At 64.8% G+C, this 19265-nt stretch carries 25 protein-coding genes (1 of these 25 running past the window's edge); 1 reads left to right on the forward strand and 24 read right to left on the reverse strand.

Annotation, left to right across the window (positions count from 1 at the left end):
* The 23 genes from rplI to AC1PPK_RS00145 form a co-directional block, all read right to left on the reverse strand.
* Nucleotides 1–172, reverse strand: partial view of a 50S ribosomal protein L9 gene (gene rplI, locus AC1PPK_RS00035; protein ID WP_481115802.1) — the beginning only. Its footprint begins 278 nt before the window's first position; the window shows 172 of its 450 coding nt (coding positions 1–172); its start codon is at nt 170–172; the stop codon falls past the left edge of the window.
* A gap of 15 nt (nt 173–187) precedes the next feature.
* The gene (rpsR, locus tag AC1PPK_RS00040) at nt 188–457 is read right to left on the reverse strand and encodes a 30S ribosomal protein S18 (RefSeq protein WP_153162030.1); all 270 of its coding nucleotides are present in this window, start codon (nt 455–457) and stop codon (nt 188–190) included.
* Entirely contained in the window at nt 429–773 is a 345-nt protein-coding gene (gene priB / locus AC1PPK_RS00045; protein WP_481115803.1) for a primosomal replication protein N, read from the reverse strand. Before priB ends, rpsR begins: the two co-directional genes overlap by 29 nt.
* 1 nt (nt 774) lies before the next feature.
* Complete coding sequence (gene rpsF, locus AC1PPK_RS00050) at nt 775–1158, reverse strand: 30S ribosomal protein S6 (RefSeq protein WP_481115804.1); 384 nt, start codon at nt 1156–1158, stop codon at nt 775–777.
* A 156-nt stretch (nt 1159–1314) separates the two neighbouring features.
* A complete protein-coding gene (locus AC1PPK_RS00055; protein ID WP_481115805.1) occupies nt 1315–2112 on the reverse strand; it encodes an aldolase/citrate lyase family protein in 798 nt (265 codons plus the stop codon).
* A 362-nt stretch (nt 2113–2474) separates the two neighbouring features.
* A complete protein-coding gene (locus AC1PPK_RS00060; protein ID WP_481115806.1) occupies nt 2475–2906 on the reverse strand; it encodes a tautomerase family protein in 432 nt (143 codons plus the stop codon).
* Nucleotides 2907–2930: 24 nt separating this feature from the next.
* Nucleotides 2931–3686: an SDR family oxidoreductase gene (locus AC1PPK_RS00065; protein ID WP_481115807.1), complete on the reverse strand. Its 756-nt coding sequence runs from the start codon at nt 3684–3686 to the stop codon at nt 2931–2933.
* A gap of 14 nt (nt 3687–3700) precedes the next feature.
* Nucleotides 3701–4636: a catechol 2,3-dioxygenase gene (locus AC1PPK_RS00070; protein WP_481115808.1), complete on the reverse strand. Its 936-nt coding sequence runs from the start codon at nt 4634–4636 to the stop codon at nt 3701–3703.
* A 63-nt stretch (nt 4637–4699) separates the two neighbouring features.
* Nucleotides 4700–5752: a 4-hydroxy-2-oxovalerate aldolase gene (gene dmpG, locus AC1PPK_RS00075; protein ID WP_481115809.1), complete on the reverse strand. Its 1053-nt coding sequence runs from the start codon at nt 5750–5752 to the stop codon at nt 4700–4702.
* On the reverse strand, nt 5752–6678 hold the full coding sequence (locus AC1PPK_RS00080) for an acetaldehyde dehydrogenase (acetylating) (protein WP_481115810.1): 927 nt from the start codon (nt 6676–6678) through the stop codon (nt 5752–5754). Before AC1PPK_RS00080 ends, dmpG begins: the two co-directional genes overlap by 1 nt.
* Entirely contained in the window at nt 6675–6893 is a 219-nt protein-coding gene (locus tag AC1PPK_RS00085; RefSeq protein WP_481115811.1) for a tautomerase family protein, read from the reverse strand. The genes AC1PPK_RS00080 and AC1PPK_RS00085 overlap by 4 nt, the downstream gene beginning before the upstream one ends.
* 16 nt (nt 6894–6909) lie before the next feature.
* Nucleotides 6910–7713 carry a 2-oxo-3-hexenedioate decarboxylase gene (gene dmpH / locus AC1PPK_RS00090; RefSeq protein ID WP_481115813.1) on the reverse strand — a complete coding sequence of 268 codons (804 nt, stop codon included), beginning with the start codon at nt 7711–7713 and terminating at the stop codon, nt 6910–6912.
* Nucleotides 7710–8507, reverse strand: coding sequence for a 2-oxopent-4-enoate hydratase (gene dmpE / locus AC1PPK_RS00095; RefSeq protein WP_481115814.1), 798 nt, complete (start codon nt 8505–8507; stop codon nt 7710–7712). Before dmpE ends, dmpH begins: the two co-directional genes overlap by 4 nt.
* 21 nt (nt 8508–8528) lie before the next feature.
* The gene (locus AC1PPK_RS00100; RefSeq protein ID WP_481115815.1) at nt 8529–9989 is read right to left on the reverse strand and encodes a 2-hydroxymuconic semialdehyde dehydrogenase; all 1461 of its coding nucleotides are present in this window, start codon (nt 9987–9989) and stop codon (nt 8529–8531) included.
* Nucleotides 9990–10151: 162 nt separating this feature from the next.
* Complete coding sequence (locus tag AC1PPK_RS00105; RefSeq protein ID WP_481115816.1) at nt 10152–11207, reverse strand: 2Fe-2S iron-sulfur cluster-binding protein; 1056 nt, start codon at nt 11205–11207, stop codon at nt 10152–10154.
* A 10-nt stretch (nt 11208–11217) separates the two neighbouring features.
* Nucleotides 11218–11574, reverse strand: a complete 357-nt coding sequence (locus tag AC1PPK_RS00110; RefSeq protein ID WP_481115817.1) for a phenol hydroxylase subunit P4 — start codon at nt 11572–11574, stop codon at nt 11218–11220.
* A gap of 55 nt (nt 11575–11629) precedes the next feature.
* Nucleotides 11630–13150 carry an aromatic/alkene/methane monooxygenase hydroxylase/oxygenase subunit alpha gene (locus tag AC1PPK_RS00115; protein WP_481115818.1) on the reverse strand — a complete coding sequence of 507 codons (1521 nt, stop codon included), beginning with the start codon at nt 13148–13150 and terminating at the stop codon, nt 11630–11632.
* A gap of 14 nt (nt 13151–13164) precedes the next feature.
* Nucleotides 13165–13434, reverse strand: a complete 270-nt coding sequence (locus AC1PPK_RS00120) for an MmoB/DmpM family protein (RefSeq protein WP_481115819.1) — start codon at nt 13432–13434, stop codon at nt 13165–13167.
* A gap of 9 nt (nt 13435–13443) precedes the next feature.
* Nucleotides 13444–14436, reverse strand: a complete 993-nt coding sequence (locus AC1PPK_RS00125; RefSeq protein WP_481115820.1) for an aromatic/alkene monooxygenase hydroxylase subunit beta — start codon at nt 14434–14436, stop codon at nt 13444–13446.
* A gap of 24 nt (nt 14437–14460) precedes the next feature.
* Complete coding sequence (locus tag AC1PPK_RS00130; protein ID WP_481115821.1) at nt 14461–14718, reverse strand: phenol hydroxylase subunit; 258 nt, start codon at nt 14716–14718, stop codon at nt 14461–14463.
* A 9-nt stretch (nt 14719–14727) separates the two neighbouring features.
* Nucleotides 14728–15657: a catechol 2,3-dioxygenase gene (locus AC1PPK_RS00135; protein ID WP_481115822.1), complete on the reverse strand. Its 930-nt coding sequence runs from the start codon at nt 15655–15657 to the stop codon at nt 14728–14730.
* Between the two features lie 38 nt (nt 15658–15695).
* Nucleotides 15696–16022: a 2Fe-2S iron-sulfur cluster-binding protein gene (locus AC1PPK_RS00140; RefSeq protein WP_481115823.1), complete on the reverse strand. Its 327-nt coding sequence runs from the start codon at nt 16020–16022 to the stop codon at nt 15696–15698.
* A 77-nt stretch (nt 16023–16099) separates the two neighbouring features.
* On the reverse strand, nt 16100–16438 hold the full coding sequence (locus AC1PPK_RS00145) for a hypothetical protein (RefSeq protein WP_481115824.1): 339 nt from the start codon (nt 16436–16438) through the stop codon (nt 16100–16102).
* Here AC1PPK_RS00145 and AC1PPK_RS00150 point away from each other — a divergent pair.
* A complete protein-coding gene (locus AC1PPK_RS00150) occupies nt 16437–17558 on the forward strand; it encodes a sensor domain-containing diguanylate cyclase (protein WP_481115825.1) in 1122 nt (373 codons plus the stop codon). The genes AC1PPK_RS00145 and AC1PPK_RS00150 overlap by 2 nt on opposite strands.
* 15 nt (nt 17559–17573) lie before the next feature.
* Here the strand turns inward: AC1PPK_RS00150 and AC1PPK_RS00155 are convergent, their stop codons facing one another.
* On the reverse strand, nt 17574–19253 hold the full coding sequence (locus AC1PPK_RS00155) for a sigma 54-interacting transcriptional regulator (protein WP_481115826.1): 1680 nt from the start codon (nt 19251–19253) through the stop codon (nt 17574–17576).
* Nucleotides 19254–19265 lie beyond the last annotated feature (12 nt).

The raw sequence follows: 19265 nt of genomic DNA on the forward strand, positions 1-19265 counted from the left end.
CGATGCGCTCGAGCTCGGCACGACGGGCTTCGAACTCAGCCAGGTTAGCGGCGTTGGCACGCTTGGCCTTGCCTTGCGGGATCAGGAAGTTACGAGCGTAACCGTCCTTGACCTTGACCACGTCACCGAGGCCACCCAGATTGACAACCTTGTCCAAAAGAATGATTTGCATGCTGTCTCTCCGGAATTACTGATGCAGGTCGGTGTAGGGCAGCAGGGCGAGGAAGCGGGCACGCTTGATCGCGGTGGACAGCTGACGCTGGTAGCCAGACTTGGTACCGGTGATGCGCGCCGGCATGATCTTGGCGTTTTCGGTGATGAAATCCTTCAGGATGTCCACATCCTTGTAATCGATTTCTTCAATCTTCTCTGCACTGAAACGGCAGAACTTGCGACGCTTGAAAAGGCTGCGACCGCCACGGTCGTCCTTACGCTTCATTGCTGGCTTGAATGCCATGATTCATTCCTTCCAAAAATTCGATCGTATCGATATGCAATACAGGCGTCCGGCTACGCAGGCTTTTGGCGGCAAGAAATCCGACGACATGCGCTGGACATCCCAGACGGGCACTGGCGAGCAATTTCGCCTTGTCACCCAAAGCTACAACCTGCAGCTCGAGGCTTACATCCCGCTCCACACCTGCTTCGACCTGCCGGGACCGGTGTTCCAAGCGTCCTGCCAGCACCGGCACACCGCCGGGGGAGTAACGCAAGGCGCCGATTTCGGTCAGGACGCCATCAATCTCAAAACTGTTGCGCTGTGCTTCCTGCAACTCAGGCAGCGGGCTGCTCGGCAGCCGGCTTGGCCTCATCTGCACCGGAAGTCAGGGAACGAGCCTTTTCTTCCTTCATCATCGGCGACGGGGTGGTCACGGCGCGCTTGGTGCGGATGGACAGGTAACGCAGGACGGCGTCGTTGAACTTGAAGCCGTGCTCGAGCTCAGCAATGGTGGACTGATCGCACTCGATGTTCATCAGCACGTAGTGAGCCTTGTGGATCTTCTGGATCGGGTAGGCCAGCTGACGACGACCCCAGTCTTCCAGACGATGGATCTGGCCGTTCTGGGAGGTCACGAGGGAACGATAACGCTCGATCATGGCGGGGACTTGCTCGCTCTGATCGGGGTGAACGATGAATACGACTTCGTAATGCCGCATGGAATCTCCTTGTGGATAAAAGCCCCCCGTCATGCGAACGGTAGGACAAGGTTGCCCGTCGGCGGATAGTAAGAAGAACCCTTTCCTATCCCGAGGGAGCCGGCGATGTTGGCACATTCGCGGGCTTTTGGCAAGACCCGCCAGGCCGGAGCAGGGTCAACCGTAGCCGCCCACCCCGCCGAAACCACCGCCCTTGAAGGATGCGCAGAGTTCGGAGGTGGCTGCCGCCAGCAGCATTCCATCGACGCCGACGGCGATGAAGCGAGCTCCGGCATCCCGGTAGCGGGCCACCAGCTCCCGGTTGCCGCACAACACGCCGCCGGCCTTGCCACAGGCCGCAGTACGCTGAAGGCCATCCTCAATGCGCGCCACGATGTCCGGGTGATTCGGCTGACCAAGCAGTCCGAAGGACGCCGCCAGATCCACCGCGCCGAAGAACACCCCATCGACGCCTGGTACGGCCAGGATCGCATCGAGATTTTCCAGTCCGGTACGGGTCTCCACCTGCACCAGCAGACACATCTGGTCGTTGGCCCGCTCCGCGTAATCGGTGATCCGCCCCCAGCGGGCAGCACGGGCGATCGAACTGCCGACCCCACGGATGCCTTCCGGCGGATAGCGCATCGCCTCAACCAGGTGCCGGGCTTGTTCGCCCGATTCGACCATCGGGATCAGCAAAGTCTGCACGCCGGTTTCCAGCAACTGCTTGATCAGCACGTGGTCACCCTGCGGCGGCCGCACGACGGGCTGCGAGTCGTACGGCGCAATGGCCTGCAATTGCGCGAAGATCGAGCGCAGATCGTTCGGACCGTGCTCGGCGTCGATCAGCAGCCAGTCGAAGCCGGCGCCGGCGCAGATCTCGGCACTGAAGATCTCCGACAGCCCGAGCCACAGGCCGTACTGCAAATCGCCCGCCAGCAGGCGCTCCTTGAAGCGGTTGTTCTGTAGTTCCATGCGGTCCCCATCCTTCAAACTTTGTTGTTGTCCAATCATCTTTGCACACTGGCGCCAGCCGCCCGGCAAGGCAGAAAACGGACAGAGCCGTTCGCCACCACTGATGTAGCTCACATCATAAGCCACGTCCGGCAGCAGGACCGCGGGAGCCAACGCCCCTACCCCGGCTCACTGCCACTCCTTCAATGCGGCACTCGAGAAGCACCACTCCCGCGGGCAGCAGCCATGCCCATCATCATTTCGCCCTAAAAAAAGAACCCCTGTGCGGCAACAAGCCGCACAGGGGTCAAGCAACGACCGACAGATTCAGGGAGGAGAGGAATTAAGTCGGTCGGGGGAGACGCAAGGGCGAGGCCCGAAACTCACGCGGAGCTCGAGGCCGCCGCCCGGGCCCGCGCAGCCACCTCGTCCTTGCGCAACACACTGGCCGGCTCGCCGCCGATGGCCCAGTCCTCGGGCGGCACGCGCCGGCAACAACCGCGCACCAGATCGCGGCGCACGCCGAGCACATCCACCAGCAGATCGGTGAAGCCCCTCAGCAAGCGCTGGCGCTGCTCCAGCGAACGCCCTTCGAGCACGATGCAGTCGAACCACGGCGCATGCAGCCCGTTGTGCGCCACCAGATCGCCGGCAACCGCCATCTGCGACGGCCGGTGGGACGTGATGAACGCGCGCACCCGGTCCATCGGCGCGTCGAGCACTTCCGCATAGAACCGGCATGCATCGAGGAGCAGGCGCTCGTCCTGCTCGGGCGTGCTCATGCCTTCGACGAGATGAAAATTGACGATCGGCATCGGGAATCTCCTAGTCAACAGACTCTAGGGCAGGCCACGGCGGCGGCCGGAATCAAGCATCAGGCTCGAGCCGGTCATGGAGTCAGCCTCCGGGGCGAGCAGCAGGGCCACAGCCCAGGCCACCTGCTCCGGTGTGGTGAAACGACCGATGGACGAATCGGCGAGCATCTCGGCCAGCACCTCGTCCACCGTGATGCCACGCAGGGCGGCGCGGTCGGCGGCGACCCGGCGCAGGCGCTCGGTGTCGGCGGGCCCCGGCGCGATCAAGTGCGCCGTCACGCCCCGCGGGCCGTAGGCCAGGCTGAGCTGGCGCACCACATTCGCCAGCGCCGCATTGGCCACGCCGGCCGCCGCCGCGTAGGCCGTCGGTTCGAAGCCGTAATGGCCGCCGATGGCAACGATCCGCGAACCGGCCGACAGCAACCCGTCCACCGCCCGGGCCAGGCGCAGTAGGCCGCCAACCTTGATGTTCACCGCGTCCACCATGCTCGCCGTCGGCGCGCTGAGGATACCGCCCGCCACCGCCACACCAGGGCCATGCACCACCATCCGCACAGGCCGGTCGACCGCCGCAGCGATGGCGGAGATCGCCGAGTCGTCGCCGATGTCAGCCACGCAGGCCGTCAGGCCGGGCACCCGGTCCTGCAGGGCTGCTAGCGAATCGGCGCTGCGGGCGACCGCCACCACGCCGAGGCCAGCGGCCGTCAGGCGGTCCACGATTGCATTGCCAAAGGCGCCGGTGGCACCGACCACGATGGCCAGTTCTTCTGCCGTATTCATGTTCAGGGATCCTTTCAACCCGTCAGCACCGTCAGGAAACTCTCGCGCACTACGTTGTCCTGGGCGAAGGTCGCGTGGCCCAGCTCGGTGGTGTCCCAGGTGAGGGTCGGCGTATCCGGGTAATGCACGTAACCGCCGGAGAACACCTCGTTGCGGTTGCCCGACGGATCGAAGAAGTAGATCGTCGCGCCACGGGTCACCCCGTGCCGGTTCGGCCCCACATCCACCGGGATGCGGTACTTGCCAATCAGGTCCGCTGCGTGGATCACGTCGGTCACCGATTCGAGCAGGAAGGACACGTGGTGGAAACGCCCCGGCGTTGGTTGCAGCACGAAGGCGATGTCGTGGGGCGTGGTGGTGCAACTCAGGAACAGCGCCAGGGACTGGCCGCTTTCTGCGTCGATCAGGCGCTCGCTGAGGTCGAAATCGAAGACCTCAGTGAACAGGCGTGCCGATTCGTCGATATTCACGCCGCCGAGCAGCGCATGGTCGAGACGGTTGATGCGAAAGCCACGGATCACGCCCTCGTCCGGCAAGACGCCGGGATTGAGCAGCGGCATGCTGTTGCCGGTCTGCTCCTTGTGAGCGTAGAGCTGCATCACGTGGCCGCTGGGCAGCGTGAATTGCAGGCGCCGCCCGCTCTTCGGGTAGACGCCGGCCTCGATATGCTCCACCTGCAGGCCGAAAGCGCGGATCTTCGGTTCCAGCGTGTCGAGTGTTGCGTCGTCGAAGACCTTGAAGGCGAAGTAGTCGATGCCGGCCGAATCGGCCTCGCGCAGCACCAGGCAATGGTGGTCGTGCTCGTCCCAGGCCTTGTAGTACACCTGGCCGGCGGCGTCGGTCATCACCTCGTGCAGCCCCATGCGCTTGCCGTAGTGCTCGCGCGCCTCGCCCATGTCGAGCACGCGCAATGCGACCTCGCCCATGCGCAGCAGTCCTCTGAGTGCCATGTCTTTGTCTCCGTTGAAAGGTGTGGATCGCGGGGCGCCTGCGTGGGCGCCCCGTCGTGAGGGTCAGGCGGCAACTTCCTTCAGCAGGCCGCGCTCCTTGGCCATGGTCATCGCGGTGTCCATGATCATGTCCTCCTGGCCGCCGATCATCTTTTTGCGGCCCAGCTCCACCAGGATGTCCCGCGCCGGCACGCCGAAGCGCTCGGCGGCCCGCTTGGAATGGAGCAGGAAGGTCGAATAGACACCGGCGAAGCCGAGAGTCAGGGATTCGCGGTCGACACGCACGATGTGGTCCATCATCGGCACGATGATGTCCTCGGCGGCATCCATCAGCTTGAACAGATCGACTCCGGTGTCGATACCCATCCGCTCGCAGACCGCGGCGAACACTTCCAGCGGCGTGTTGCCGGCGCCGGCGCCCAGCCCGGCCACCGAGCCGTCGATGCGGCTCGCGCCGGCCTCGATGGCGGCGATGGAGTTGGCGATGCCCATGCCCAGGTTGTGGTGGCCGTGAAAGCCGATCTCCGTCTCCGGTTTGAGCACGTCGCGCAAGGCCTGCACGCGGGCCTTCACGTCCGCCGGCAGCATGTAGCCGGCCGAGTCGGTGACGTACACCGTGTGGGCGCCGTAATCCTCCATCAGTTTGCCCTGCTTGGCGATGCCGGCCGGGTCGTTGAGGTGGGCCATCATCAGGAAGCCGGTGGTGTCCATGCCCAGCTTGCGCGCAAAGGCGATGTGCTGCGGCGAAGTGTCGGCCTCGGTGCAGTGGGTCGCCACATGCACGCTGCGAGCGCCGCAGTCGTAGGCGGACTGCAGCTCCTTCATGGTGCCGAGGCCCGGAATCAGCAGCACCGACACCTTGGCCTGCTTCATCTTCGAGGCCACCGCCGAGATGTACTCCTCGTTACTGTGCGGCGCAAAGCCGTGCTGCAGGGAATTGCCCCCCATGCCTGCCCCGTGGGTGACCTGCAGATAGGGCACGCCGGCGCCGTCGAGGGCGGTGGCAACCTTGACCATCTGGTCGACACTGATCTGTTCGCGCTTGGCATGCATGCCGTCGCGCAGGCACATGTCGTGCAGGATGACCTTGCGGCCCTTCAGGCTGGATGCGCTCATTACGCCACCTCCATGGATTGCAGCTTGATCTTTCCGGCAAGGATCTCCTCGGCGAACATCTCGGCGGTTCGGGTCGCCGCCGCGGTCATGATGTCCAGGTTGCCGGCGTACTTGGGCAGGTAGTCGCCGAGGCCGGCCACTTCCATGAACACCGACACGCGGTGCCCCTTCGGCGTTTCGTCGAACACCGGGCCGTTCACCAGCCGGTAGCCCGGCACGTACTTCTGCACTTCCTTGATCATCTCCAGCACCGAGGCGGTGATGCGCGCCTCGTCGGGCACCTCGTCGGTGAGGCAATAGATGGTGTTGCGCATGATCAGCGGTGGCTCGGCCGGGTTGATGATGGCCAGCGCCTTGCCCTTGCGGGCGCCGCCGACGACCTCGATGGCGTTGGACGTGGTGTAGGTGAACTCGTCCAGGTTGGCGCGGGTGCCGGGGCCGACCGACTTGGAGGCCAGGCTGGCGACGATCTCCGCGTAGCCCACACTCTGGATGCGCGACACCGCATTGACGATGGGAATCGTCGCCTGGCCGGCACAGGAGATCATGTTGACGTTCATCTCCAGCTTGTCGGCGTGCTCGCGCAGGTTCACCGGCGGCACGCACAGGGGGCCGATGGCGGCCGGCGTCAGGTCGATCATCAGCACACCCAACTCGTTGAGCTTGCGGCTGTTCTCCGCATGGACGTAGGCACTGGTGGCATCGAAGGCGATCTGGATGTTGTCTTCGAGCACGTGAGGCAGGAGGCCGTCCACGCCTTCGGCGGTGGTCTTCAGGCCCATGCTGCGGGCGCGGGCGAGGCCTTCGGATTCGGGGTCGATGCCAACCATCCACACCGGCTCCAGCACCGGGCTGCGCTGGATCTTGTAGATCAGGTCGGTGCCGATGTTGCCGGAGCCGATCAAGGCACAGCGGATCTTCTTCATACGTTCTGCTCCTGGGCGGCCCGCGCAGCGGCGCGCTGGGCCATGGTCTGTCCGGCGACGTAGAAACCGTCGGTGGCGTGTTCGGTGATCAGGATGCGGACGGTATCGGCGCTGCAGTCGAGGCTCTTCGCGACCGCCTCGGTCACCGCCGCGGCAACCTTGTGCTTCTGCTCGGTGGTGCGGCCCACCATCATGTGCATTTCGATAATTGGCATGGGGTTCTCCTCGGGCTTATTCGACGAAGCGCATCGATACGCTGCCCAGTTCCTGGAAACGGGCGATCACGCTGTCACCCGGCTTCACGGCAATGGCCTCGGTGATGCCGCCGCTCATCACGAAACTGCCGGCGGGCAGGCTCTCGCCGAGCTCGGCGAGGATGTTCACCAGCATCGCGATGGCCTCCGCCGGGTGACCCAGCACGGCGGCAGAGGCGCCCATGGCGACGATCTCGCCGTTCTTTTCCATCACCACGCCAAGGGTCCGCAGGTCCAGATCCTTCGCATAGCGGGCGCGGCCGCCACCGACGAAGCGGGCCGACGAGCCGTTGTCCGCCACCACGCTGGGCAGGTCGAACTTGAAGCCGGAGAAGCGCGAATCGATGATCTCCACCGCCGGCAACACGTAATCCGTTGCTGCCAGCACGGCGCCGGCGGTGCAGCCCGGCCCCTTCAGCTCGTCCTTCATCACGAAGGCGACTTCGCACTCGACGCGCGGATGGACTAGGTCGGAGGTGGAGATGGCGGCATTCTCCGGCCGCGCCATGCGGTCGGTGAGAAAACCGATCGACGGCACGTCGACGCCCATCTGCTTCATCTTAGCCTTGGAGGTAAGGCCGGCCTTCCAGCCGACCTGCTTGTGGCCGCGGGCGAGGAAACGCCGGCGCAATTCCAGCTGCACGGCGTAGCCGTCGCCGATGGTCATGCCGGGATATTCGTCGGTCAGCTTGGGGATGGCGTAGGCGCGGGTCTGGGCGCCTTCCACACGCTCGCACAGGCGAACGATGTCCTCACGGTTCAGGGTGATTTCCATACTCATACCGCGCTCCTTCCTGCAAACTTGACGCGGCAGCTGCCGAGGCCGCCCACCGTACACACCAGTTCGTCGCCATCGGCGACCGGCACCAGCGCCGACTGGGAGCCGGACAGAATCACCTCGCCGGCCTTGAACGGAATGCCCAACTCGCCGAGGGTGTTGGCCAGCCAGGCCACCGCGTTGGCCGGCGAGCCCTGCACCGCGGCGCCGACGCCGGTGGAATGCAGCTCGCCGTTCTTCTCCAGCACCATGCCGGCCAGTGTGATGTCGAGCTTGCGCGGATCACCCTTGGTCTTGCCGAGCACATAGACGCCGCAGGAGGCGTTGTCGGCGACAGTGTCCTGGATGCGGATCTTCCAGTCGGTGATGCGCGAATCGACGATCTCGAAACACGGCACCACGTAGTCGGTGGCGCGGATCACGTCCATCGCGGTGACGCCCGGCCCCTGCAGGTCAGCCTTCAGCACGAAGGCCAGCTCGGCCTCGGCCTTGGGCTGGATCAGCGTGCCCAGGTCGATCACGTCACCTTCCTGATAGACCATGCCCGACGTGAGCTGGCCGAAGTCCGGCTGGAACACGCCGAGGAAATCCTGTACCGGCTTGCTGGTCACGCCGATCTTCTTGCCGACGATGGTCTCGCCGGCGGCCACGCGGCGCTCGACGTAGCGCAGCTGGATGCGGTAGGCGTCGGCGAGGGTGATCTCCGGTTCTTGCTCGAGCAGCGGCGCAATCGTGCGGCACTCGCGCCACGCGTCGTACAGCGCGTCGCCGTAGTGTTGGATCTGTTCTTCGTTCATCTCTCTGTCCTGGGGGATGCGTCAGAGCTTCACGCAGATGTTGCGGGTCTCGGTGTAGAACTCCAGCGAATGCACACCACCCTCGCGGCCGATGCCGGATTGCTTGGAACCGCCGAAAGGCGTGCGCAGGTCGCGCAGGAACCAGCTGTTGATCCAGGTGATGCCGACCTCGATGCGCGCCGCAACGCGGTGGGCACGCGCCAGATTGGTGGTCCAGATCGTCGTGGACAGGCCGTAGTCGGTGTCGTTGGCGAGTTGCACGACCTCGTTCTCGCTGTCGAACGGGCGGATGTGGCAGCACGGCCCGAAGATTTCCTCACGCACCACGGCGGCGGTCTCGGGCAAGCCGGTCCAGATCGTCGGCTGCACCCAGGCACCTTCGGCCAGTTCGGCCGGCATGTCGGGCACACTGCCGCCGGTCACCACCGTGGCGCCCTCCTCCACCGCCTTGCGGTAGTAGGACAGGACCTTCTGGCGGTGCTCCTGGCTGATCAGTGGGCCGTAGTTGGCGTCGTGGTCTTCCGGGCGACCGAACTTGACCGCTTCGACCCTGGTCTTCAGCGCCGCGACAAACTTGTCGAAGATCGGCCGTTCCACATACACCCGCTCGGTACCCAGACAAACCTGCCCGGTGTTGAGGAAGGCCGAGCGGAAGATGCCATCCACCGCCGCGTCGAAATCCGCGTCGGCGAAGACGATGCCGGCGTTCTTGCCACCGAGCTCGAAGGACACGTCGCGCATGCCGTTCGAGGCGGCCTTCATGATCGCCGAGCCGGTGCGCGTCTCGCCGGTGAAGGTGATCGCGTCAACGCCCGGATGCTGAGTCAGGAACTCGCCCGCGGAATCCGGCCCGAAGCCGTGGATCACGTTGTAGACGCCCTTCGGGATGCCCACCGCGTTCATCACTTCGCCGAGCAGAGCCGCGGTGTGCGGCGACTCTTCGGACGGCTTGACGATCACCGTGTTGCCGCAGGCCAGCGCCGGGCCCACCTTCCAGGTCATCAGCAGGAAGGGCGCGTTCCACGGGCTGATCACGCCGATCACACCCTTGGGCACGCGGATCGCGTAGTTCAGCGCGCCACGGCCGTCCGGCGTGGACATCTGGAAGGACTCCGCCGGCACGTTCTTGACCATGTCGGCAAAGACCTTGAAGTTGGCCGCGCCACGCGGAATGAACACCTGCCGCATGACGTGGGACGGCTGGCCGGTGTCGGCCATCTCGGCGGCCACGAAGTCCTCGAAGCGGCGGGTGATCTCGTCGGCCACGCCGTACAGCAGGTCGACGCGCTGCTCCAGCGTCAGACCGCCCCATTCCCCTTGGAGGGCTGCCCGCGCGGCCTGCACGGCCGCATCCACCTCACCGCGGCCAGCCTCGCTGATCCGCGCGATGACCCGGTTATCCACCGGCGAGCGCTTCTCGAAGGTTTTGCCGCTGAGGCCGGCGGTGTATTCGCCGCCGATGAAATTCTCGATGAGACGCATGCTTACCTCGGTATGTTGTCTGGATGCCATCCGGGCCGAGCCGGTATGGAAGCCAGTCTAAGAACGGGTCTCTATACCGTCCAATACTTTAGTTTCTAGCACTGAATACCTTTTAGGTATGAAAATCGGCGCGCGAAATCTGCGTCCCGCGCACCGATCCGCTCAGATCGCCTTGAACAGCGGACTGCGCACCTGCTGGGCGTCGGCCGCGGAGATGAACTTCTCGGTGTAGATGTCCCGCTCGAACAGCCGCCCCTGCATCAGTGTGGTGATGCAGGCCTCGATCATCAGCGGCGGGCCGCACAGGTAGGCCTTGTTGCCGCGGAAGTCGTTGTCGAAGGCGGCCTTGGCAGCCTCATGCACGAAGCCGCGGAAGCCGTTCCAGCCGGAACCGTCCGGCTCGTTCGACAAGGCCGGTACGTAGCGGAAATTGGAGTACTTCTCGGCCAACGCCAGGAAGTCGTCGTGGTAGTACAGCTCGTCCCGCGTGCGCTGGCCGTACACCAGCGTGATCGGCAGCTCGAAGCCCTCTTCCAGCAGGTCGAGGATCATCGAGCGCGGACTCGACAGACCCGAACCGCCGGCCATGAAGAGCACCGGCACCTGCGCCGACTTCTTCACGAAGAAGCGCCCGTAGGGGCCGCTGATGCGGACCTTCTCGCGCGCCTGCATCTTCTCGTGGACGTAGGTGGTGCCCTGCCCGCCCGGCACGATGCGGATGTTGAGCTCCACCTCGCCGTCCGCCGAAGGAGGACTGGCGATGGAGAAGGCGCGGGTGCCAATGCCACCGGGCAGCTCCAGGTTCACGTACTGGCCGGCCTGGAAGCGCATTGGCTCGTCGAGCTTGAGCCACAGGCCCTTGATGGTCGGCGTGAGGGATTCGATGCGCGCCACGGCGCCGTCGAAATCCCGCACCGGCAGGTTCTCGGCGTCCGGGTCTTCCTCGATCTCCGCCTCGATCACCAGGTCGCTCTGGGCCGTGGCGCAGCAGGCCAGGCACTTGCCCTCGTCCCGCTCGAAGTCCATCAGCGCGAAGCTGGACGCCTCGCCGTGTTCCACCTCGCCGTCGCTCACCTGCACCTTGCAGGTGGCGCACAGGCCGTGACAGCAGGCGTGGGGCAGGTAGATGCCGGCGCGTAGCGCGGCATCGAGGATGGTCTGCCCCTCCTCGATCTCGATGGTCTGACCGAGGGGTTCGATGGTCAGCTCGTAGCTCATCGCAAACTCCTCAGGCCGCGGCCGACAGGCTGTTGAGGCCGGCCGTGCGGAAGCGCAGCTGGTCCTTGTGGCCGATGCCGTTGTCCGCCAGGCTGCGCTCGAAGTCCGGCGTCCACGGCTGGTTGTCCTTCAGCCACTCGACCGTCGTCCAGTCGAGGGCGGCGGCGTCCGGGTCGGCCTGCATCAGGGCCGTCAGCGGACCTGCGACGAGATCGCGGAAAGGCGTCTCGGGCGGCAGGCACAGCAGGAAAGGCGCGGCGAACAGCAGGTGGCGGTCCCAGCTGGCGTACACGATCTGCTTGCCGCCGAAATTTTCCACGCTGTCGCGCGGCACGCCGATGTATTCACGGATTGCAGCTACGGTCATTTGAGTCTCCTCGTCTAGTCGGGGGGCTGGGGCCGGCCGCCCCGAGCGGTCTGTCTTATTGGTTGGTGGTGGCCAGGCCGCGCCAGGCCTCGAAGTTCTGCTGGTCTTCGGAACCGGCGTAGTCACCGTTGTCCTTGCCGTCGCGCAGGCTGACCCATTCCATCCACGCGCCCAGGTCGCCGTTGATCGGCGCCTGGAACAGCTGCGGCATCGGCAGCCAGGCCTGCACGTATTTCTCCGGTTCGTTGTCGAAGACGTGCTGGCAGCCGTCGGAGCAGAAGTGGTACTTCTGGCCCTTGTAGACGCTCTGCCGGTGGCAGGTCAGGGTCGGGTCGTCCGGCTCGGTGAAGACCGTCGGCAACTGGCAGGTCTGGCACAGCTTGGCGAGACCGTAGTTCTTGAACGGCGTGCCTGCATCGGCCAGCTTCTTGATGTGCTTCCAGCGCGGGCGGTAGTACTTGTCGAAGGTGGCCGGATACTTGGCGGACAGCCAGTTCATGTCCTCCTCGGACGGAATCCAGCTGTGGAAGGCAGTCCCGAAGCTCCACTGGTAAAGGCCCAGCATGAACTGGTGGGACATGTGGTCGATGGCCTTCTCGGCGTCGTCCCAGCCCTTCGGCGGCTTGATGCCGTAGCGGGCCAGGTCCTTGAACAACGCGCCGCCGTTCTCCACGCCGTAGATGTCCCAAGCCTCGCGCCAGGACATGACGCGTTTGGGCAGCATGTAGTCCATCATCGTGCTGACCAGGCCGAGCACGCGGAAGCCGCGCCAGAACCACTTGTCGATCCAGTTCTGGACGATGGGCAGGTTGTCCGGGTCCTGCTCGAGCATGAACTTGATGCACTCCAGGCCCAGCGTCATGTGGCGGGCTTCGTCGGACTGGGCCGAGAAACCGAAGGTCACCGTCGCCATGTCGCCGTTGTAGGCCGCGCCCGACATGAAGGGCACGAACAGCAGGTTGGTCAGCACGTACTCGAAGCTGAAGCCGATGGCGATCATGAACTCGAAGGGGCCGGCCGACATCGCGTCGTCGAAGAAGGAGCGCGCCACCGAGGTGTACCAGATGCGGTCGCGGGTATCCGCGAAGGCATGGAAACCGTTGTAGTAACGGTTGTAGTTGGACATCGCGTGGATCTGCGTCTGGGCGTGGCGGATCTCGTCGATGGCCTGCATCTGGCACGCCACCTGGGTCCCGACGCCGGGGAATTCGCGGCCAACGCGGGCAAAGCCCTTGTGGGCGGCGTATTCGCCGGGGCTGATGGCCTGCAGGAAAATCTTCAGCGCCGACAGATAGCGCGCGTCGGTAAGGTTCAGATGGCCGTTGTTCTGGGCGTGGGCGTCGATGATCGCGTAGAACTTGCGCTCTTTCTCGGCCTGGTATTTCCAGTAGGCGTCCATGGTCAGGCGGAAGGGGTCTTCCCACTTGTCCCAGTCGTGGATCTTGATGCCTTCGTAACCGACGTAGGGGAAGACGGCGTCCTTGGTCTGATACGTGGTGTCCCAGCCCAGGTCACGGGTCAGCGTGCGGTATTTTTCCTTAAGGCCGAGTTTCTTCTTGGCTACTTTCATGTCCATGGCGGTCTCCTCGCTCAGCTGTTCCAGCTCAGGGTCAGGGTTTCGTCGTCCTCGCTCACGTTGCCGGTGAGGGAGATCAGGTTGATGTGCAGCTCCTGCAGGTCGAAATCACGGCCGAGCTGTTCCTCGATGGTCGATCTGCGGATCACCAGTTGGCCCTGGGCATCGATCTTGACCATCGCCGGCTGGCGATTGACGACCGCCTGCGGATTGTCGATCTCGATCGCTTCGATGATCGGGCGGGTTTCTTCGTTGGCCTGGAGGGCAATGAATACGGTGGACATGGGGACCTCTCAGAGGGGAATGCCGGTTTTCTGGATGCGCGCGGTGAGCGCGGTGAGCTGCTGGCCGACCGCCTCGTCGGCCTCGGCACCAAGGGCCAGCTCGACGATGGGCACCATCGCCGAGGCGGCGCGGGCGCTCCAGCTGCGGGTCCAGTCCTGCAGCACGTCACGGTTGTGCTCCGACTCGGCGGCCGCCACCTTGAGCACCGCATCGACCCACTTGCGGGTCTCGTCGAACCAGTCGCTCATGAACTGGGTCAGCATCGCCACCGCCGAGGCCCCGCGCACCGACAGGTGCTCATCGACGATGCGCTCGTACACCAGCGGGTAGAGCAGGCCGTCGAGGGCCACGTTCTGGGCGACGAACAGCTCGAACGGGTCGCGCAGCACCAGGCAGTCTTCGACGTAGCGACGCAGCGGCTGCCACGCGGCATCGTCCAGCCAGGCCTGCTTGCCCGCCTCCAGCGCCTCTGTGTCGCCGAGCAGCAGGCCCAGGCGGGACAGGTACTGGGCGATGCCCAGGTTGTCCATCGCGTGGTACATGCAGGGCTGGGTGAAGGCGGTACCGTAGCCGTAGCCACAGATGAAGGTGTTGTGCTGGTTGGCTCCCCAGGCGGCGTGACGCAGCGGCACCAGCACCTTGAGGGCGACGTCGCGCAGTTCGTCGGACAGCATGTCGGCCAGGCCGCGCGATTCGACGAAGGCGAAATTGGCCTCGGCGGTCTCCTGCTGGCGCGCACGGGTCAGCGTGTAGGTGCTGTAGTAGAACTGGCGCGGGTCCTTCAGCGCGTACCAGTCCTGCATCACGATGCGGGTCAGGCTGGCGTCGTACAGTTCCTTCTCCGGTGCCCAGGTGGGCTTGTAGTGGAGGTTCTCGGCAGCCTGGATGTCGTAGCTGCCTTCCTGGTAGCGGGAGGCCGGCTTGTCGCCGAAGCGGCGCACCAGGTGGTCGAAGGCCTGGCGCTGGGGCTGGATGGCGACCGTGCGGAGGTCGATCTGCATGTTATGTGTCTCCGGGTATTCGGTTTATCTGAAGCGGGTGTGGGTGGCGTCGGCGAGACGCCAGTCCCAGTCGTCCGCCGGGGCGTCCGGGTCGCGCGGCGGCAGCATCTCCACCCGGTTGGCGGAACAGAATTCGGCGAAGGCCTCGCGGCCGAGGATCATCTCGACGAAGATCTCCGGCTCGCCGATAGCGAACTCGAATTCGACGAAGCCGTTGGGACGTTCGCCGCTGAGGCGCACAAAGCGCCGTGCGGTGTCCAGCGGCGGGTGGATGCTCGTCATGGCCGGCGCTCAGCTGACGACGGACAGGAAGGTCTCGTGCAGCTTGCGCTGCGGGTAGTCGAGGCCCTGGCCGAAGTTGTCGAAGGTCCAGGTCATCGTTTCGTAGTCCGGGTACGGCAGGTGACCGCCCATAAAGGTCTCGAAACGGTTGCCGGACGGGTCCCAGGCGTAGATCGTGCAGCCGCGGGTCACGCCGTGGCGGGTCGGGCCGATGTCTACCGCCACCTGGTTCATCGACATGATGTCGCCGGCGCGCAGCACCTGGTCCCAGCTCTCCATCAGGAAGGAACAATGGTGCAACTTGCCGGGCTCCGGGTACTCGGCGAAGGCGATGTCGTGCACCTTCTGCCCGCAGGACAGCCAGATTGCCGCGTTGGCGTTGCCGTCCGGCGTCAGGACCCGTTCGACGAGGTAGAAACCGAGCACCTCGGTGAAGATCTTCTGCACTTCCGCCACGTTGGGCCCGTAGAGCAGTGCGTGGTCGAGGCGCACCGGCGCGATGCCGTGGTCACGGGCCTTGCACCACGGGGCCGGATTGACGAGGGGAATGCCGTTACCGACCTTGGTCTTGTCGGCAAACAGCTCCATCACATGGCCGGACGGCAGCGTGAAACGCACTCGCTCGCCGGTCTCCAGCATCTCGCCGGCAGGGATGCGCTCGGTGGCGAGGCCATAAGCGCGCAGGTCGGCGTCAAATTTGTCGAGGGTCGCCTTGTCGAGCACACGGAAGCCGAAGAAATCGATGCCGGCCCGGTCCGCCTCGCGGATCACGTAACTGTTGTGGTCCCGCTCGTCCCAGCACTTGAAATAGACCCGCCCCTGGGCGTCGCGGCCGGTTTCCACCAGGCCCAGCACGTCACGGTAAAAGCGCACGCTTTCTTCCAGATCCAGCACGCGAACCTGGGCATGGCCAGGGCGAAGAACGCCGGTAAGCGCCATATCTCGTCTCCTCTTATATGGATGTATCGAACGGTGTTTCAGGGAAGCGGGCGATCGGCGGCGGGCGTGCAGACCTTCTTCTGCAGCTTGCCGATCACCTTCAGGGAAAGGTCGCTGGAGGGGTACACCCGGCAGGCCAGCAGCCGGCGATGGGCCAGGTCGTCGTCGGAGACGTGGTCCCGGCTCATCGTACGGGTGCTGAACTCGCCTTCGGTGATCTCGACCTTGCAGACGCCGCAGCCGCCGCCGCGGCAGCCCACCGGAATGCCACGCAGGCCAAGCCGGTGGAGGCCGGAAAGCAGGGATTCCTGCGGTGCGCAGGCGTAGCGGACATTTGCGTCTTCGATGCGGACGGTGTGGGCCATGACTCCTCCAGATGTGTATCGACGTTTTCGTCAATCGGCGGCTTTGATCAACTTCATTTATGCCGCGCTTAACTCATCTAATGCAGGTGTCGTGCCATTCCGCTAAACATCTGATTATTAAGGCCTCTCATGAAAAACGGCGCTACTGCCCTTTTTGGGCGCCTGACGCTTTTGTCGATGGGGATTTTTTGCCCGACAAAAGCGTCAAGCTGCACTGCAGCATGCGAAAAAATGAAAATTCCGGCGCAAACGGCAAGCCCTAATTGCGGTCCATTCCGGTTCTTTGTCACATCAGCATGCAAATTGACATGACGTACACGCACATTGGCATAAGGCAACAGGGATAATCGCGCGATGCCACCGCCCCCGACCGCCTCTCGCCACCCCCACTGGATCGTCCGAGCGCACTGGGTCATGCGCTCGGTCTCCTTCGTCAATGCCTTCGCGTTCCTCTCCCTACATCTGGTCGGCAAGGGGTATGCGACGTGGGTGTGGCTACTGCTGGCGCTGCAGTTCCTCGTCTATCCGCACCTGATTTACCGACGCGCCTGCCATGCGGAAAACTCCCAACGGGCGGAACTGCAGAATCTGGTTCTTGACTGCTTCCTGGTCGCAATCTGGGTTTCCGCGACTGGCTTTCCACTGTGGATCACCTTCACGTTACTCATCAGTACGGCGATCAACAACGCCATCAGCCAGGGCTACCGCGGCATCTTCCTGGCCCTCGGTGCCTTTGGCCTGGGCACCTTGCTTGGCGTGGGGATTAGCGGCTTCCAGCTCATCCCGGAGGACAATCCCTGGATCACCGGCCTCTGCGTGTTCGGCCTCAGCTGGTACCTGCTGGGCATCGGCAGGATCGCCCACACGCGGGCGTTGCTGCTGCGCACCGTGCGCGAGAACCTCAAGCAGCGGGAACAGGAGCTGCGCCAGGCCAACGACTCGCTGCAGCAGCAACTGGCCGAGAACCTCGTGCTACAGCGTAGCCTGCATGAACAGGCCAACCGGGACGCCCTCACCGGCCTGTTCAACCGGCGCTACCTGATCGACACCTTCGAGCGCGAGCTGGCCCGCTGCACACGCGAGGGCCAGCCCCTGTGCCTGATGCTGATCGACGTGGACCATTTCAAGCTGGTGAATGACGGACATGGACACCAGGTCGGCGATCTGGTGCTGCAGGAGCTCGGCCAGTTGCTGGCCCGCGAAGCACGTCAGCAGGACGTGGCCTGCCGCTTCGGCGGCGAGGAGTTCGTGATGCTGCTGCCCGGCCTGCCGGAATCGGCCGCCCATGAGCGGGCCGAGCAATGGCGGCAGGGCTTTTCCGACTTGGGCCAGGTCCGTGACGATCTGCCGGGCACACTGAGCCTTTCGATCGGCGTGGCGCTCTTCCCAGCCCATGGCACCGATCCGGAGACCCTGCTCCGCGTCGCCGACCAAGCGCTCTACAAGGCCAAGACCAGCGGCCGCAACCGGGTGGTGATCCACTCCCCAACCGAGTCGGTAACGGCCATGCCAGCCCCGCAGCCCGTCGCGGGTTGATCTGCCCCGGACGCGTCAGCCTTCTGTCGCCACCGCCCCCTGACGCAACCTGTAGGCCAACTGACGCCGCGTGATGCCAAGCAGGCGCGCGGCGTGGGTGAGGTTGCCATTGGCGCGCTGCACCGCCAGCTCCAGCAACTTGGCCTCGTGTCGCTCCAGGTCGAAGCCTTCGTTGAGAATCGCCTCGTACAGGCGGTTGCGACTATCGTCGCGCTCGTTGCCGACCACCCCGGCCCGGTCCACCTCCGCCCCAGGCGCATTCGTCGGCGCGCCGCCAGCGAACAGGTGCTCGATCTCGATGAGCCCGCCGCTGGGGGCCAGCAGCACGCCGCGCTCGATGAGGTTCTGCAACTCGCGCACATTGCCCGGCCACTGGTAGCCCATCAGCGCCTGCATGGCCCGGTCGCTGATGCCCTGCAGCTTCTTGTGGTAGGACGCCTCGTACTTCTCCACCAGCGCCGCCGCCAGCAGCGGGATGTCGCTGCGCCGTTCGCGCAGCGGCGGAATCAGCACCGGGTAGGTCGCCAGCCGGTAATACAGGTCGGCACGAAAGCGCCCGGCGGCGATGGCCTGCTGCAGGTCCACGTTGGTGGCCGTCACCAGGCGTACGTCCACCTTGCGCACCTGTTCGTCGCCGAGACGCTCCACCTCGCCGGTCTGCAGCACCCGCAGCAACTTGACCTGGGCCGCCAGCGGCAGGTCGCCGACCTCGTCGAGGAACAGCGTACCGCCGTGGGCCCGCTCGAAACGCCCCGGTCGCGAGGCCTGGGCGCCGGTGTAGGCGCCCTTCTGCACGCCGAACAGCTCGGACTCCAGCAGGTCGTGGGGGATCGCCGCACAGTTGACAGCCACGAAGGGCTTGTCGGAGCGGCTGCCATGATCGTGGATCCACCGCGCGAACATCTCCTTGCCGACGCCGGTCTCGCCGAGCAGCAGCACGGTGATGGGGCTGGCCGCCGCCTTGCTGACCAGATCGAAAGCTGCCTTGAAGCCCGACGACGCGCCGATCAAGTTGCCGGCGGAGCGGGACGCACAGAGCGTCTTGCGCAGGCGACTGATCTCCTCACGCATCTCCTCCAGCTGGCCCTGCAGGTTATCGGGCTTGAAGTAGTCCAGGTAAGCGTCATCGCCCCACTCCTCGGCCGGCTTGCCGACAATGTGGCAATGGGCGTCGCCGCGGGCGATACAGCTGGTTTCGCGGAAGACGATCAGGCGGTTGAAGAACTGCGTGACGTAGCCGGACGCATAGCCGACCAGCGTCCAGCAAGCCGGGTCCTCGCCGATGCCGAATTGCTGCAGGTGGGAATCGGCCTCCCAGGAATTCTCCCAGTCCACCTCGCCGGCAAAGCTGCCGCGCTCCCAGTCGAGGTCGGATTGCACGATGTTGGCCCGCACCAAGCCTTCGAAGGCGTGCAGTTCGGGGCCGATGCGGAAGACGTCATCGGGGTCGCCGCTGCCAAACAGCTTCTTGGCCAGCTCGGCGTCCTGCTGGCCCGACGCAAATCCCATGCGGATCAGCAGGCCTCGGGCCCGCTCGACGCCAAGGGAGTCGAACAGCTCCCGGCGCAGCGCACCCATCGCGCGGGCGTGGAACAGCAGCATGCGGTTCTCGTCGAGCCAGATTTCTCCCTGCTCGAGGTTGAAGCGCAGGCGCGAGCGCAGGTTGAACTGCTCGATCAGTCTGGTTTTCGTCATTCCCCTCTCCGC

This window comes from Zoogloea sp. JDB1, assembly GCF_056724025.1.